The sequence below is a fragment of the Streptomyces sp. NPDC127177 genome (assembly GCF_042672475.1).
GTDB lineage: Bacteria > Actinomycetota > Actinomycetes > Streptomycetales > Streptomycetaceae > Streptomyces.
The window spans coordinates 1-15,019 of the sequence record NZ_JBHXUW010000010.1 but is presented as its reverse complement, the minus strand read 5'-3'; the positions used below and the strand labels follow the sequence as shown (position 1 = coordinate 15,019).

General features: G+C 68.9%; 11 protein-coding genes. 1 reads left to right on the top strand and 10 read right to left on the bottom strand.

The window, feature by feature from the left end; translation table 11 throughout:
• Window positions 1-113 precede the first annotated feature (113 nt).
• The 10 genes from ACFVJX_RS09080 to ACFVJX_RS09035 form a co-directional block, all read right to left on the bottom strand.
• The gene (locus ACFVJX_RS09080; protein ID WP_384127987.1) at window positions 114-2,039 is read right to left on the bottom strand and encodes a TIGR03960 family B12-binding radical SAM protein; all 1,926 of its coding nucleotides are present in this window, start codon (window positions 2,037-2,039) and stop codon (window positions 114-116) included.
• 110 nt (window positions 2,040-2,149) lie between these two features.
• Window positions 2,150-3,340 carry a rod shape-determining protein RodA gene (rodA, locus tag ACFVJX_RS09075; RefSeq protein ID WP_384127986.1) on the bottom strand — a complete coding sequence of 397 codons (1,191 nt, stop codon included), beginning with the start codon at window positions 3,338-3,340 and terminating at the stop codon, window positions 2,150-2,152.
• Window positions 3,340-5,505: a penicillin-binding protein 2 gene (gene mrdA / locus ACFVJX_RS09070; RefSeq protein ID WP_384127984.1), complete on the bottom strand. Its 2,166-nt coding sequence runs from the start codon at window positions 5,503-5,505 to the stop codon at window positions 3,340-3,342. The genes rodA and mrdA overlap by 1 nt, the downstream gene beginning before the upstream one ends.
• Before the next feature lie 61 nt (window positions 5,506-5,566).
• The gene (mreD, locus tag ACFVJX_RS09065; protein ID WP_384127982.1) at window positions 5,567-6,232 is read right to left on the bottom strand and encodes a rod shape-determining protein MreD; all 666 of its coding nucleotides are present in this window, start codon (window positions 6,230-6,232) and stop codon (window positions 5,567-5,569) included.
• Window positions 6,233-6,243: 11 nt separating this feature from the next.
• Window positions 6,244-7,290, bottom strand: coding sequence for a rod shape-determining protein MreC (gene mreC / locus ACFVJX_RS09060; RefSeq protein WP_384127980.1), 1,047 nt, complete (start codon window positions 7,288-7,290; stop codon window positions 6,244-6,246).
• A 98-nt stretch (window positions 7,291-7,388) separates the two neighbouring features.
• Window positions 7,389-8,408, bottom strand: a complete 1,020-nt coding sequence (locus ACFVJX_RS09055) for a rod shape-determining protein (RefSeq protein ID WP_024492993.1) — start codon at window positions 8,406-8,408, stop codon at window positions 7,389-7,391.
• Window positions 8,409-8,701: 293 nt separating this feature from the next.
• The gene (ndk, locus tag ACFVJX_RS09050) at window positions 8,702-9,115 is read right to left on the bottom strand and encodes a nucleoside-diphosphate kinase (RefSeq protein ID WP_384127978.1); all 414 of its coding nucleotides are present in this window, start codon (window positions 9,113-9,115) and stop codon (window positions 8,702-8,704) included.
• Window positions 9,116-9,220: 105 nt separating this feature from the next.
• A complete protein-coding gene (locus tag ACFVJX_RS09045) occupies window positions 9,221-9,577 on the bottom strand; it encodes a DUF4233 domain-containing protein (protein ID WP_384127976.1) in 357 nt (118 codons plus the stop codon).
• A gap of 5 nt (window positions 9,578-9,582) precedes the next feature.
• Window positions 9,583-11,106, bottom strand: a complete 1,524-nt coding sequence (locus ACFVJX_RS09040; protein WP_384127974.1) for a bifunctional folylpolyglutamate synthase/dihydrofolate synthase — start codon at window positions 11,104-11,106, stop codon at window positions 9,583-9,585.
• Window positions 11,107-11,224: 118 nt separating this feature from the next.
• A complete protein-coding gene (locus ACFVJX_RS09035; protein WP_384127973.1) occupies window positions 11,225-13,846 on the bottom strand; it encodes a valine--tRNA ligase in 2,622 nt (873 codons plus the stop codon).
• Between the two features lie 139 nt (window positions 13,847-13,985).
• Here ACFVJX_RS09035 and ACFVJX_RS09030 point away from each other — a divergent pair, with 139 nt between their 5' ends.
• Complete coding sequence (locus ACFVJX_RS09030; protein ID WP_384127972.1) at window positions 13,986-14,984, top strand: hypothetical protein; 999 nt, start codon at window positions 13,986-13,988, stop codon at window positions 14,982-14,984.
• Window positions 14,985-15,019 lie beyond the last annotated feature (35 nt).

Genomic DNA, 15,019 nt, shown 5'->3' with positions numbered 1-15,019 from the left:
CCGGGGGTTTCCCCGGCCGGGCCTTCGTCATGGAGCTGTCACCCGGCAGGAGCCGGGCGGTGTCATGTCACGGCGTCACACCGCACGCCGCTTCACGACGCCGCTTCACCACGTCACTTCACGACGGTGAGCGGGAGGAGCTTCTTGCCCGTCGGGCCGATCTGGATGTCGAGGTCGAGCTGCGGGCACACACCGCAGTCGAAGCACGGGGTCCAGCGGCAGTCCTCGACCTCGGTCTCGTCGAGCGAGTCCTGCCAGTCCTCCCAGAGCCAGTCCTTGTCGAGGCCGGAGTCCAGGTGGTCCCAGGGCAGGACCTCCTCGTACGTCCGCTCCCGGGTGGTGTACCAGTCGACGTCCACGCCGAAGTCGGGCAGCGTCTTCTCGGCGCTCTTCATCCACAGGTCGTAGCTGAAGTGCTCGCGCCATCCGTCGAAGCGGCCGCCGGCCTCGTAGACGGCGCGGATCACGGAGCCGACGCGGCGGTCGCCGCGGGAGAGCAGGCCCTCGATGATGCCGGGCTTGCCGTCGTGGTAGCGGAAGCCGATCGAGCGGCCGTACTTCTTGTCGCCGCGGATCTTGTCCCGGAGCTTGGTCAGCCGGGCGTCGGTCTCCTCGACGCCGAGCTGCGGGGCCCACTGGAACGGGGTGTGCGGCTTGGGTACGAAGCCGCCGATGGAGACGGTGCAGCGGATGTCGTTCTGCCCGGAGACCTCGCGGCCCTTGGCGATGACGTTGACCGCCATGTCACCGATCTGCAGGACGTCCTCGTCGGTCTCGGTGGGCAGACCGCACATGAAGTACAGCTTCACCTGGCGCCAGCCGTTGCCGTACGCGGTGGCGACGGTCCGGATCAGGTCCTCCTCCGAGACCATCTTGTTGATGACCTTGCGCATGCGCTCGGAGCCGCCCTCGGGGGCGAAGGTGAGACCGGAGCGGCGGCCGTTGCGGGTCAGCTCGTTGGCCAGGTCCACGTTGAACGCGTCGACGCGGGTGGAGGGCAGCGAGAGCCCGATCTTGTCGTCCGTGTAGCGGTCGGCGAGGCCCTTGGCGATGTCGCCGATCTCGGTGTGGTCGGCGGAGGAGAGCGACAGCAGGCCGACCTCCTCGAAGCCGGTCGCCTTGAGGCCCTTCTCCACCATGTCGCCGATACCGGTGATGCTTCGCTCCCGCACGGGGCGCGTGATCATGCCGGCCTGGCAGAAACGGCAGCCGCGGGTGCAGCCGCGGAAGATCTCCACGGACATCCGCTCGTGGACCGTCTCGGCGAGCGGGACAAGGGGCTGCTTGGGGTAGGGCCACTCGTCGAGGTCCATCACGGTGTGCTTGGACACCCGCCACGGCACGCCCGACTTGTTGGGCACGACGCGGCCGATGCGGCCGTCCGGGAGGTACTCGACGTCGTAGAAACCGGGGACGTAGACGCCACCGGTCTTCGCGAGGCGGAAGAGCACCTCCTCGCGGCCACCGGGGCGGCCCTCGGCCTTCCAGGCGCGGATGATCTCGGTGATCTCCAGCACGGCCTGCTCGCCGTCACCGATGACCGCGCAGTCGATGAACTCGGCGATCGGCTCGGGGTTGAACGCGGCGTGGCCGCCCGCCAGCACGATCGGGTCGTCGATGCCGCGGTCCTCGGCGGCCAGCGGGATTCCGGCCAGGTCCAGTGCGGTGAGCATGTTGGTGTAGCCGAGCTCGGTGGAGAAGCTCAGCCCGAAGACGTCGAACGCCTTGACCGGGCGGTGTCCGTCCACCGTGAACTGCGGCACCTTGTGCTCGCGCATCAGCTCCTCGAGGTCCGGCCAGACGCTGTAGGTGCGTTCGGCGAGGACGCCCTGGCGCTCGTTGAGCACCTCGTAAAGGATCATGACGCCCTGGTTGGGGAGTCCGACCTCGTAGGCGTCCGGATACATGAGGGCCCAGCGGACGTCGCACTCGTCCCACGGCTTGACGGTGGAGTTCAGCTCACCGCCGACGTACTGGATGGGCTTCTGCACATGCGGGAGCAGAGCTTCGAGCTGTGGGAAGACCGAATCGACAGACATCGCGAACTTTCGAGAGCCGGCAAGGATGACCATCCAGCGTACCGCGACGGCCGGCGTTCCCGCGCCGACCGGATCCCGGCCGGGACGCGGGCGTCCGGGCACGGGCGTTTTCAGGCAGTTATGGGCCGCTGCACCCTGATCGACTGGAGCAGTCCGATGGCCACCCAGGTGGCGAACATCGAGGACCCTCCGTACGAGACGAACGGCAGCGGCAGCCCGGCGACCGGCATGATGCCGAGCGTCATGCCGATGTTCTCGAAGGCCTGGAAGGCGAACCAGGCGATGATTCCGGCGGCGACGATCGTGCCGTACAGCTCGGTGGTCTCCCGGGCGATGCGGCAGGCGCGCCAGAGGACGATGCCGAGCAGGACGAGGATCAGTCCGGCTCCGAGGAAGCCGAGTTCCTCGCCCGCGACGGTGAAGACGAAGTCGGTCTGCTGCTCGGGGACGAACTGGCCGGTCGTCTGGGTGCCCTGGAAGAGGCCGGTGCCGGAGAGGCCGCCGGAGCCGATCGCGATGCGGGCCTGGTTGGTGTTGTAGCCGACGCCGGCGGGGTCCAGAGCCGGGTTGGCGAAGGCGGCGAACCGGGCGATCTGGTAGTCGTCGAGCAGACCGAGCTGCCAGATGGCGACGGCTCCGGCGGCGCCCGCGCCGAGGATGCCGAAGATCCAGCGGTTCGAGGCGCCGGAGGCCAGCAGCACGCCGAGCACGATGACGACCATGACCATCACGGAGCCGAGGTCCGGCATTCCCATGACGACCGCCATCGGGAGCGCGGCCAGGCCGAGGGCCTTGGCGACGGTCCGGTGGTCGGGGTGCTGCTGGTCGCCCGCGTCGACGCGGGCGGCGAGCAGCATCGCCATGCCGAGGATGATCGTGATCTTGGTGAACTCGGAGGGCTGGAGGGAGAAGCCGCCGGGCAGGAGGATCCAGGCGTGGGCGCCGTTGACGGTGGCGCCGAGGGGGGTGAGGACCGCCATCACGAGGAGTACGGACAGGCCGTACAGGATCGGCACCGCGCCGCGCAGGGTGCGGTGGCCGAGCCAGATCGTGCCGATCATCAGGGCGATGCCGATGCCGGTGTTGAGGGCGTGCCGGAAGAGGAAGTAGTACGGGTCGCCGTGGGTGAGCGAGTCCCGTCCCCTGGTCGCCGAGTAGACCAGCATCGAGCCGATGAAGGAGAGCGCGATGGCCGAGCCGAGCAGCGGCCAGTCGAGCCGGCGCACCACCGAGTCGCGGGCGGTGAACCGCCCCCAGGCCGTGCGTTGGGGGGCGTAGCGCTGGACGGAGAAGCCGGCCATCAGTCGCGCCTTCCCAGGATCGCGGCGAGCGTCTGCTCGGCAGGCGCCTTGCCCGCGTTCGGGTCGTACGGCTTGATCTTCGGGGTGTCGATGGAGCCGTCCTGCTGGATCTTCGGCAGGGACTTCTGCGGCGTCGGCAGCAGGGCCTTCTTCAGATCCTGCTTGCCCGAGGCGTCGAGGCCGTAGATCGCGTTGTAGATGTTGCGCACGGCGGGTCCGGAGGCGCCGGAGCCCGTACCGCCCTGGGAGATCGTCATGACGACCGTGTAGTCCTTGGTGTACGTGGCGAACCAGGAGGTCGTCTGCTTGCCGTAGACCTCGGCGGTACCCGTCTTGGCGTGCATCGGGATCTTGTCCTGCGGCCAGCCGCCGAATCGCCAGGCGGCGGAGCCTCGGGTCGCGACACCGGCGAGGGCTCCGTCGATCTCGTTGCGCGTCTTCTGGGTGAAGGGCAGCTTGCCGTGTGACTTGGGCTTGATCTCCTGGACCGTCTTGCCGTCGCCGCTGACGATCGCCTTTCCGACCGTGGGGTCGTAGAGCGTTCCGCCGTTGGAGATGGCCGCGTAGATCGTCGCCATCTGTATCGGGGTGACGAGGGTGTCGCCCTGTCCGATGGAGTAGTTGACCGAGTCACCGGCGCGCATCTTGTCGCCTTCGAGGCAGTTCTCGTAGGCGATCTTCTGCACGTACGTGCCGTCCTTCTTGCCCTGCTTGCACCAGGCGTCGTGGTTGGCCTTGGCGAAGTTCTTCTTCCACTCGCGGTCCGGGACGCGGCCGCTGACCTCGTTGGGGAGGTCGATGCCGGTCTCCTTGCCGAGGCCGAACTGGTGGGCGGTCTTGTAGAACCAGTCGCTGGGCTTCTTCTTCGGGTTGTTCCCGCCGTCCTTCTGCCACTCCTTGTGCGCGATGCCGTAGTAGACGGTGTCGCAGGAGACTTCGAGGGCGCGGCCGATGGTGATGTCGCCGTAGCCCTGGGACTCGAAGTTCTTGAAGGTCTGGCCGCCGATGGAGTACGAGCTGGGGCAGGGGTAGTTGCCGTCGAAGGGGTACCCGGCGTTGACCGCGGCGGTCGAGGAGATGACCTTGAAGATGGAGCCGGGGGCGGCCTGGCCCTGGATGGCCCGGTTCAGCAGCGGGAAGTTGGAGTTCTTGCCCGTGAGCTTGGTGTAGTCCTTGGCGGAGATGCCGCCGACCCAGGCGTTCGGGTCGTAGTTGGGCAGTGAGGCCATGGAGACGACCCGGCCGGTCTTGGCCTCCATGACGACGACGGCACCGGAGTCGGCCTTGTAGTTCTCGCCGGTGTTGGTGTCGAACTCGGTACGGGCCGTCTTCATGGCCTGGTTGAGCTCGTACTCGGCGACCGCCTGGACGCGGGCGTCGATGGAGGTGACGACGCTGGAGCCGGCCTCCGCCTCGTCGTTCTTCGCCTGGCCGATGACCCGGCCGAGGTTGTCGACCTCGTAGCGGGTGACGCCCGCCTTGCCGCGCAGCTCCTTGTCGTAGGTGCGCTCCAGGCCGGAGCGGCCGACCTGGTCGGAGCGCAGGTACGGCGAGTCGCTGTCCTGGGCCTTGGTGATCTCGTCGTCGGTGACGGGCGAGAGGTAGCCGAGGACCTGGGCGGTGTTGGCCTTGCCGGGTGCGGCGTAGCGGCGTACGGCGGTGGGCTCGGCCGTGATGCCGGGGAAGTCCTCGGCGCGTTCGCGGATCTGGAGGGCCTGCTGGGTGGTGGCCTCGTCGGTGACCGGGATCGGCTGGTAGGGCGAACCGTTCCAGCAGGGCTGCGGGGTCTTCGCGTCGCAGAGCCGGACCTTGTCGAGGACGTCCTTGGGCTTCATGCCCAGTACGTCCGCGAGGCGGGTCAGGACGCCCTTGCCGTCGTCCGGCATCTTCATCAGGTCGGTGCGGCTCGCGGAGACGACGAGGCGGGTCTCGTTGTCGGCGAGGGGCACGCCGCGGGCGTCGAGGATGGAGCCGCGGGCGGCCGGCTGGACGACCTGCTGGACGTGGTTGTTCTTCGCCTCGTCGGAGTACTCCTGGCCGTTGCGGATCTGGAGGTACCAGAGGCGGCCGCCGAGCGTCAGCAGCAGGGAGAAGACGAGGACCTGGATGACGACGAGTCGGATCTGGACCCGCTGGGTCCGGCCCGTCTCGGGGATGTTGGTCACGGGGCGCCCCCGGTCGTGGTCGGGCAGGGGGCCCGGTGGGCGACCCCCGGGAAATGCAGCGTCACAGTCGCTTGACTCCCTTGATCCGTCCGGCGCGCGCTGCCCGGTTACGGGCGGCCTTGACGCGCAGTCCGCCGCGCTGGTTTCCGATCCGCAGGCCGGTGCCCGCGGCGAGCCAGCCCGCCGGGGCGTCCTTGCCGCCGGAGGAGGACTCGGTGAGCGGGTCGTTCACGGTGCGTCTGGCCATCGCCATGATCAGCGGCACGGTGAACGGGGCGAGCAGCAGGTCGTAGACGGCCGCGGTGAACAGCAGGCTGCCCAGGCCCACATGGCGGGCGGCCGTGTCACCGACGAGGGCGCCGACGCCCGCGTACAGCAGGGTCGATCCGACCGCCGAAGCGACGACCACGGCCATCGGCGCGACGGCCGACTTGAGCTGGCCGTTGTCCGGCTTGGCCAGTCCGGCGAGGTAGCCGATGACGCAGAGGACCAGGGCGTACCGTCCGGCCGCGTGGTCCGCCGGCGGTGCCAGGTCGGCGAGGAGGCCCGCGCCGAAGCCGATGAGGGCGCCGCTGACGTGCCCGTACACGAAGGCCAGTCCGAGGACGACCATGAGGAGCAGATCGGGTACGGCGCCGGGCAGCTGGAGCCTGGCGAGTACGGAGACCTGGACCACGAGGGCGATCACGACCAGGACGATGGAGAGCAGAATCCGGTTGACGCGCATGGGGATCAGCCCTACCTCTGTTCGTTTACCGCGTTGTCGGCGTTGGGTGTGGCGTTCCCGCTGGGGTTCGGGCTGCCGCTGGGGTTCGGGCTCTCGTGGATGTTCCCGACGACGTTGCCGCTGGTGTCCACGATGTCGCCGTTGGGCGAGATGGTGACGGTGACGGTCGGGGTGGGCTTCGGCTTCGCGGGCTTGGCCGGCTTCTTCGGCAGGACCGTGTCGCGGGGGTCCTCGCGCGGGGCCTGGACGACGATGCCGACGATGTCGAGCTTGGTGAAGCCGACGTACGGACGGACGTAGACCGTGCGGGTCAGGGCGCCGCCGGACGGGTCGACGCGGACGACCTCGCCGACCGGGACGCCGGGCACGAACGGCTTGTCCTTGCTGGATCCGAAGGTGACGAGCCGGTCGCCCTTCTTCACCTTGGCCTTTCCGTTCAGGAACTGGACGGAAAGCGGGCGCGAGCCCTGGCCGGTGGCGAAGCCGAGTTCGTCGGTGGACTCCATCCGGGTGCCGACGGTGAAGTCGGGGTCGTTGGCGAGGAGCACCGTCGCGGTGTTCTTGCCGACGGTGGTGACGCGGCCGACGAGCCCGTCACCGTTGAGGACGGTCATGTCGCGCTTGAGACCGTCCTTGGAGCCCGCGTCGATGGTGACCGTCCAGGAGAAGCCCTGGGCCGCTCCTATGGCGATGACCTCGGCGGCCTTGATGCCGTACTGTCCGGCGGCCGACTTCTTCAGCATCTTGTCGAGCTCGCGGACGCGGCTGCGGTTCTGGTCGTCGCTGCCGAGCTTCGTCTTCAGCGCGGCGTTCTGCTGCTCCAGTGCGGCGATCTTGTCGTGCCGGTCGCCCGAGGCGCGTACCGCCCCTATGGCGTTGCCCACCGGGTCGACGGCTGCCGCGACGCCGTTCTCAACCGGTCCGAAGACCGTGGAGGCAGCCTGCCGGGCGCCGTCCACCGGCGACTCCTCACCGCCACGGATGTCCACCGTGATCAGTGCGAATGCGATGGCGATCAGCAGCACCAGGAGCAGCCGGCTCTCTCGTGTGTCCCTCACGTGCGGCGGCCGTGCCTTCCTCGTAGGAATGTTCGTGCCTGTATATCAACGATCCTCCGCGCGGAGCGGCAGCGTCCGCGCGGAGGGTCATGGAGTTCCTACCGTCGGGGCTGGGCGTCCAGCACCTGCTGGAGCGCCTCGAACTCCTCGACGCACTTGCCGGACCCGAGCGCGACGGAGTCCAGCGGGTCCTCGGCGATGTGGATCGGCATGCCCGTCTCGTGGCGGAGCCGCTCGTCCAGTCCGCGCAGCAGCGCGCCGCCGCCGGTGAGGACGATGCCCCGGTCCATCACGTCGCCGGAGAGCTCCGGCGGGCACTTGTCGAGCGTCGTCTTGACGGCGTCGACGATCGCGTTGACCGGCTCCTCGATCGCCTTGCGGACCTCGGTCGCGGAGATGACCACGGTCTTGGGCAGGCCCGAGACGAGGTCGCGGCCCCGGATCTCGGTGTGCTCGTCCTTCTCCAGCTCGAACGCCGAACCAATGGTGATCTTGATCTGTTCGGCGGTGCGCTCACCGAGGAGGAGCGAGTACTCCTTCTTGATGTGCTGGATGATCGCGTTGTCCAGCTCGTCACCGGCGACCCGGATGGACTGGGCGGTGACGATCCCGCCGAGCGAGATGACCGCGACCTCGGTGGTGCCGCCACCGATGTCCACGACCATGTTCCCGGTGGCCTCGTGGACCGGCAGGCCGGAGCCGATGGCCGCCGCCATGGGCTCCTCGATGATGTGCACCTGACGCGCGCCCGCCTGCGTCGATGCCTCGATGACGGCGCGTCGCTCGACCCCTGTGATGCCGGAGGGCACACAGACGACGACCCGCGGGCGGGCCAGGTAGCGGCGCTTGTGGATCTTGAGGATGAAGTAGCGGAGCATCCGCTCCGTGATCTCGAAGTCGGCGATCACGCCGTCCTTCAGCGGCCGTACGGCAACGATGTTGCCCGGTGTACGGCCGATCATCTTCTTGGCCTCGGCGCCGACCGCCAGGATGCCGCCGGTGTTGGTGTTGATGGCCACGACGGACGGCTCGTTCAGAACGATGCCGCGCCCCCTGACGTACACCAGCGTGTTGGCAGTCCCGAGGTCGATAGCCATGTCACGGCCGATGAACGACATTGAGTTCCCCTTGTTCCCCATGAGGATGCGTCGGGCCTTCCCAAGTGAAAGCGGTGATGGCTTGTTTTGGTAGGCGAGAAGAGCGCTGCGGGCGTGGAAGCTTCCATCGTAGTGCCGGACACACCGACACAGCGCGAGGGTCCTTCGCCTTGTTGAGCAGAACGGGTGGCCGTCCCACTCATGGTGACGTTACGTCGGGAGGATGCGTTCCCGCGATCAGTCACCCTATGCCGAAGGGCGACCGAATTACTTCGGTCGCCCCAGGTCATGAGCGCTGTTTGGCCGATCGAAGGTCAGGAAAGTCCCGGAAAGAACAGCTTCATTTCTCGCTCTGCGGACTCCTCCGAGTCCGAGGCGTGGATGAGGTTCTCCCGGGTGATCGTGCCGAAGTCACCGCGGATCGATCCGGGCGCGGCGGCGATCGGGTCGGTCGGACCGGCCAGGGCGCGGACACCCTCGATCACACGCTCCCCCTCGGCCACCAGAGCGACGATCGGCCCGGACTGCATGAACTCGACCAGGGGCTCGTAGAACGGGCGGCCGACGTGCTCGGCGTAGTGCTGCTCCAGCGTCGCCCGGTCGAGGGAACGCAGCTCCAGCGCGGTGATCTTCCAGCCGGCCTTGCGCTCGATGCGGCCGACGATCTCGCCGACCAGACCGCGACGGACGGCGTCGGGCTTCAGAAGAACGAGGGTGCGCTGGGTCATGTGCGGCTCCTTGCAGGCATACGGGTGCGGTGAGGCGAGATTACAGGGGCCCGGTGACGGCCCGGCGGCCGGGTTTCACCGAGGGGCGCGGGCGTGCCGGCCGGGTCAGCCGCCGGCCGGGGCCGTGTCCCCCTGCTGCGCGGCCCAGCGGGCCTTCACCTCGTCGATCTTGCGGCCGTAGTGCACCGAGGCCCACCACAGCCCGCCGAAGACCAGACCGAGGATGAACATCATCGGCACCACGAAACCACTGGCGACCAGCGCGATCTGGAGCGCCCAGCCGAGCTGTACGCCACCCGGGCGGGTGATCACCCCGCAGAGCAGCACGGAGAGCAGCATGCCGACGCCGCAGACCGTCCACACCGTCGCGGACGACAGGTCGTCGGACTTCATCGCGACGAGTCCGGCGAAACCGATCACGAAGAACTCGCCGATCAGGGTCGATGCACAGAGCGTACGCACGTGGGTCAGCGCCTTCCCAGAAGCAGCCGGGCCTCGCCGACCGTGATCACGGATCCGGTCACCAGTACCCCGGCGCCCGCGTACTCGTCGTCCTCCTCGGCGAGGGTGATCGCCGCCTCCAGCGCGTCATCGAGACGCGGTTCGACCTGGACCCGCTCGTTGCCGAAGACCTCGACGGCGACACCGGCCAGGGTGTCGGCGTCCATCGCACGGCCGCTGGAGTTCTGCGTGATGACGACCTCGGCGAAGATCGGCTCGAAGGCCTCCAGGAGACCCCGCACATCCTTGTCGCCGCTGGCACCGACCACACCGATCAGCCGGGAGAAGCCGAACGCCTCGGAGAGCCCCTCGGCGGCGGCGCGGGCGCCGGCCGGGTTGTGCGCCGCGTCCAGTACGACGGTCGGGCTGGAGCGGACGACTTCGAGGCGGCCGGGCGAGATCACCGCGGCGAAGGCCTTGCGGACGATGTCGGCGTCGAGCGATCCGGGCTGCTCCGCGCCGATGCCGAAGAACGCCTCGACCGCGCAGAGCGCCACCACGGCGTTGTGCGCCTGATGGGCGCCGTACAGCGGGAGGAAGATGTTGTCGTACTCGCCGCCGAGACCACGCAACGTCAGGAGCTGGCCGCCGACCGCGACCTCCCGCGAGACGACACCGAACTCCATGCCCTCGCGGGCCACCGTCGCATCTGCGGCGACGGCCTTCTTCAGCATCACCTGGGCGGCGTCGACCGGCTGCTGGGCCAGGATGACCGTCGCGCCCTGCTTGATGATCCCGGACTTCTCCACCGCGATCTCGCCGGGCGTGGAGCCCAGCCGGTCGGTGTGGTCCAGGGAGATCGGGGTGACGACCGCGACCGTGGAGTCGATCACGTTGGTCGCGTCCCAGCTGCCGCCCATGCCGACCTCGACGACGGCGACATCGACCGGCGCGTCGGCGAACGCCGCGTACGCCATGCCGGTGAGCACCTCGAAGAAGGAGAGCCGGTAGGGCTGCTGGGCGTCGACCATCTCGACGTACGGCTTGATGTCCTGGTACGTCTCGACGAACCGCTCGGGGTCCATCGGGGCGCCGTCCAGGCTGATCCGCTCGGTGATCGACTGGACGTGCGGCGAGGTGTAGCGGCCGGTCCGCAGGTCGAAGGCGCCGAGCAGCCCCTCGATCATGCGGGCGGTGCTCGTCTTGCCGTTGGTGCCGGTGATGTGGATCGAGGGGTACGCGCGCTGCGGATCTCCGAGCACGTCCATCAGCGCCGCGATGCGCGCCACGGACGGCTCCAGCTTCGTCTCCCCCCAGCGCCCGGCGAGCTCCTGCTCGACCGCGCGCAGCGCCTTGTCCACCTCCGGGTCCGCGGGGCGGGCGGGGACCTCGTCGCTCTGGGGCGGCCCCGAGGCGGCGCGCAGCGTGCGGCTCCCGGCCTCGATCACCGCCAGGTCGGGGTCGCGCTGGGTCTCTTCGTCGACGATCTCCGCGAAGGTGTCGTCGGGATCGGACGCGTCGTGCCGGTCTGAAGGGCGGGGCTCACTCACAGGGCCAGTCTACGGACCGGCACGGACATCGCGCGCAGCGCCCGGCGACGGCATACGACGGAGCCCCCGCACGCCCTCGTCGCGAGGGATACGGGGGCTCCGTGCGGTTCCGGGCGGGTCAGCTCTGCGGCAGGGTCGCCAGCTGTGCGCCGATCCGCTCGATGTCCGACTCGGCCTTGGTGAGCCGGCCACGGATCTTGTCGACCACGTTGTCCGGGGCCTTGGCGAGGAACGCCTCGTTGCCGAGCTTCCCGGTGGCCTGCGCCTTCTCCTTCCGCGCCGCCTCCAGGTCCTTCGTCAGGCGCTTGCGCTCGGCCTCGACGTCGATCGTGCCGGACAGGTCCAGCGCGACCCTGGCGCCCGCGACCGGCAGCGACGCGGTGGCGTGGAAGCCTTCCCCGGCGGGCTGCAGACGCAGCAGCTGGCGGATGGCCGCCTCGTGCGGCGCGAGCGGCGTACCGGTCAGGGTGAGCTCGGCCGGGACCTTCTGGCCGGGCTGCAGCCCCTGGTCGGAACGGAACCGGCGGACCTCGGTGACGACCTGCTGGACGAGCTCGATCTCCTTCTCGGCGGCGTCGTCACGGAAGCCGCTGTCCCCCGGCCAGTCGGCGATGACGACGGACTCACGGCCGGTGAGCGCGGTCCAGAGCGTCTCGGTGACGAACGGGACGACCGGGTGCAGGAGGCGCAGCATCACGTCGAGGACCTCGCCCAGGACCCGGCCCGAGACCTCGGCCGGCCGGCCGCCGGCGAAGAACGTGGTCTTGGACAGCTCGACGTACCAGTCGAAGACCTCGTCCCAGGCGAAGTGCCGCAGCGCCTCGCTGAGCTTGGAGAACTGGAAGTCGTCGTAGTACGCGTCGACTTCGGCGACGGTCTTGTTGAGCCGGGACAGGATCCAGCGGTCGGTCACCGACATCTCGTCGGCGGCCGGCAGCTCGCCCTCGATCGTGGCGCCGTTCATCAGGGCGAAGCGGGTGGCGTTCCAGATCTTGTTGGAGAACTTGGCGGAACCCTGGACCCACTCCTCGCCGATCGGGACGTCGGTGCCGGGGTTGGCGCCGCGCGCCAGGGTGAACCGGAGCGCGTCGGAGCCGTACTTGTCCATCCAGTCCAGCGGGTTGACGACGTTGCCGAAGGACTTCGACATCTTCTTGCCGTGCTCGTCGCGGACCATGCCGTGCAGGACGATCGTTCCGAAGGGCGGGACGCCGTCGTTGACGTACAGGCCGAACATCATCATCCGGGCGACCCAGAAGAAGAGGATGTCGTAGCCGGTGACCAGGACGGAGTTCGGGTAGAACTTCGCGAGGCTGTCGGTCTGTTCGGGCCAGCCGAGCGTGGAGAACGGCCACAGGCCGGAGGAGAACCAGGTGTCCAGGACATCGCTGTCCTGCGTCCAGCCCTCGCCCGTCGGGGCCTCGTCGTCCGGTCCGACGCAGACGACCTCGCCGTTCGGGCCGTACCAGACGGGGATGCGGTGGCCCCACCAGAGCTGGCGCGAGATCGTCCAGTCGTGGAGGTTGTCGACCCAGTCGAAGTAGCGCTTCTCCATCTCCTGCGGGTGGATCTTGACCTTGCCGTCGCGGACGGCGTCACCGGCCGCCTTGGCGAGCGGTTCGACCTTGACCCACCACTGGAGGGAGAGGCGCGGCTCGATGGTCGTCTTGCAGCGCGAGCAGTGCCCGACGGAGTGGACGTACGGTCGCTTCTCGGCGACGATCCGGCCGTCGGCGCGCAGGGCGGCGACGATGGCGGAACGTGCCTCCAGCCGGTCCAGGCCCTGGAAGGGGCCGGGGACGGTGATGACGGCGCGCTCGTCCAGGACGGTGAGGAACGGCAGGTCGTGGCGCTTGCCGATCTCGAAGTCGTTCGGGTCGTGCGCCGGGGTCACCTTGACGGCGCCGGTACCGAACTCGGGGTCGACGTGGTGGTCGGCGACGACCGGGATCGTACGGTCGGTCAGCGGCAGCTTGATCTGCTTGCCGACCAGGTGCTTGTAGCGCTCGTCCTCGGGGTGGACGGCGACAGCGGTGTCGCCGAGCATCGTCTCGGCGCGGGTGGTGGCGACGACGATGGTCTCGTCGCCCTCGCCGTAGACCATGGAGACGAGTTCGCCGTCGTCCTCCTGGTACTCGACCTCGATGTCGGAGATCGCCGTGAGACAGCGCGGACACCAGTTGATGATGCGCTCGGCGCGGTAGATCAGCCCGTCGTCGTACATCCGCTTGAAGACGGTCTGGACGGCCTTGGACAGGCCCTCGTCCATGGTGAACCGCTCACGGGACCAGGCGACGCCCTCGCCGAGGCGGCGCATCTGGCCGGAGATCTGGCCGCCGGACTCGTTCTTCCACTTCCAGACGCGCTCGACGAAGGCGTCACGGCCCAGGTCGTGGCGGGACTTGCCCTCCTTGGCGAGCTCGCGCTCGACGACGTTCTGGGTGGCGATGCCGGCGTGGTCCATGCCCGGCTGGTACAGCGCCTCGAACCCCTGCATCCGCTTGCGGCGGACGAGGGCGTCGATCAGCGTGTGCTCGAAGGCGTGGCCCAGGTGCAGGGAGCCGGTGACGTTGGGCGGCGGGATGACGACGGAGTACGGCGGCTTGTCGCTGTGCTCGTCGGCCTCGAAGTAACCACGTTCTACCCAGCGCTCATACAGCTTCCCCTCTACCTCGGCCGGCGCGTACTGGGTCGGCAGTTCGGGGTTGCTGGCTGGCTGCTGCGCTGCGTTCTCGGTCACGCCCACAGTTTAGGGCCGTCACGGGCATGCACTGAAACCCGTTTGTTCGGTAACGGTGTGCCTCCCGGTGCACCGCCGCCGTGCGGCTTCCGTCAGGATGTTCGGTACGCGTAAGCATCACGAACAGGGGACATCGCAGATGAGCTTCAACCAGCCGGGCCCGTACGGCGGGCAGCCGCCCCAGGGCCAGCCCGGGCCGTACGGCCAGCAGCCTGGCCCGTACGGCGGCCAGCCGCCGCAGGGCCAGCCGCAGGGTCAGCCCGGTTACGGGTACCCGCAGCAGGCCCCCCAGGGCGTCCCGCCGCAGCAGCAGCCCCAGCAGCCGGGCTACGGCTACCCGCAGGCCCAGCAGCCGGGCCCCTACGGCCAGCAGCCCCCCACTCCCCCGTACGGCGGCCAGCCGGCCTACGGCCAGCAGCCCCCGTTCCCCCCGGCCGGCGGCCAGCCGAAGAAGAAGACGGGCCTGATCATCGGCGGCGTCATAGTGGCGCTGGCGGTCATCGGCGGCGGCGTGTACGCGCTGACGTCGGGCGGCGGCGCCAGCAACAGCGATGTGGCGGACTCCACGAAGGGGTACAAGCTGACGCCGACGGCGACGCTGGACGGGTACGAGAAGGGCGACGGCGCGAAGTCGGGGCCTGTCACCGGCAAGGACAAGACCACGTTGGGGGACCTGGGGATCAAGGACCCCCAGCAGGCCGGGGCCACCTATCAGTCGGGGAAGGACAATCCCGCGGCAACCAAGTCCCTCACGCTCTCCGGGTACTGGGGTGACGTCACCGATCCCGCGAAGGTCATCAACAACGCCTTCAACAACGCGGAGGCTGACTTCAAGAAGGGCGCCACCGGAATGGATATCGAGATGGTCGGCAGCCCCAAGGCCGTCACACCAGCCGGTTTCAAGGGCGCCCTCATGAAGTGCCAGGACATGAAGGTGCTGAACGAGAAAGGCGACGGAACCGCCGCCAACGGTCCCAAGGAGTTCACCGTCCCGGTCTGCGTCTGGGCCGACTACAGCACGGTGGGCACCGTGCTCGGGGTCGACGTGGCACTGTCCATGACCGGCAAGGGGATGGCACAGGACGACGCCGCCGACCTCACCGCCAAGCTCTACAACACCTCCCGCACCAAGATCTGATCCCGCTGCACCGCAACGCGAAGGGGCGCCCGGCC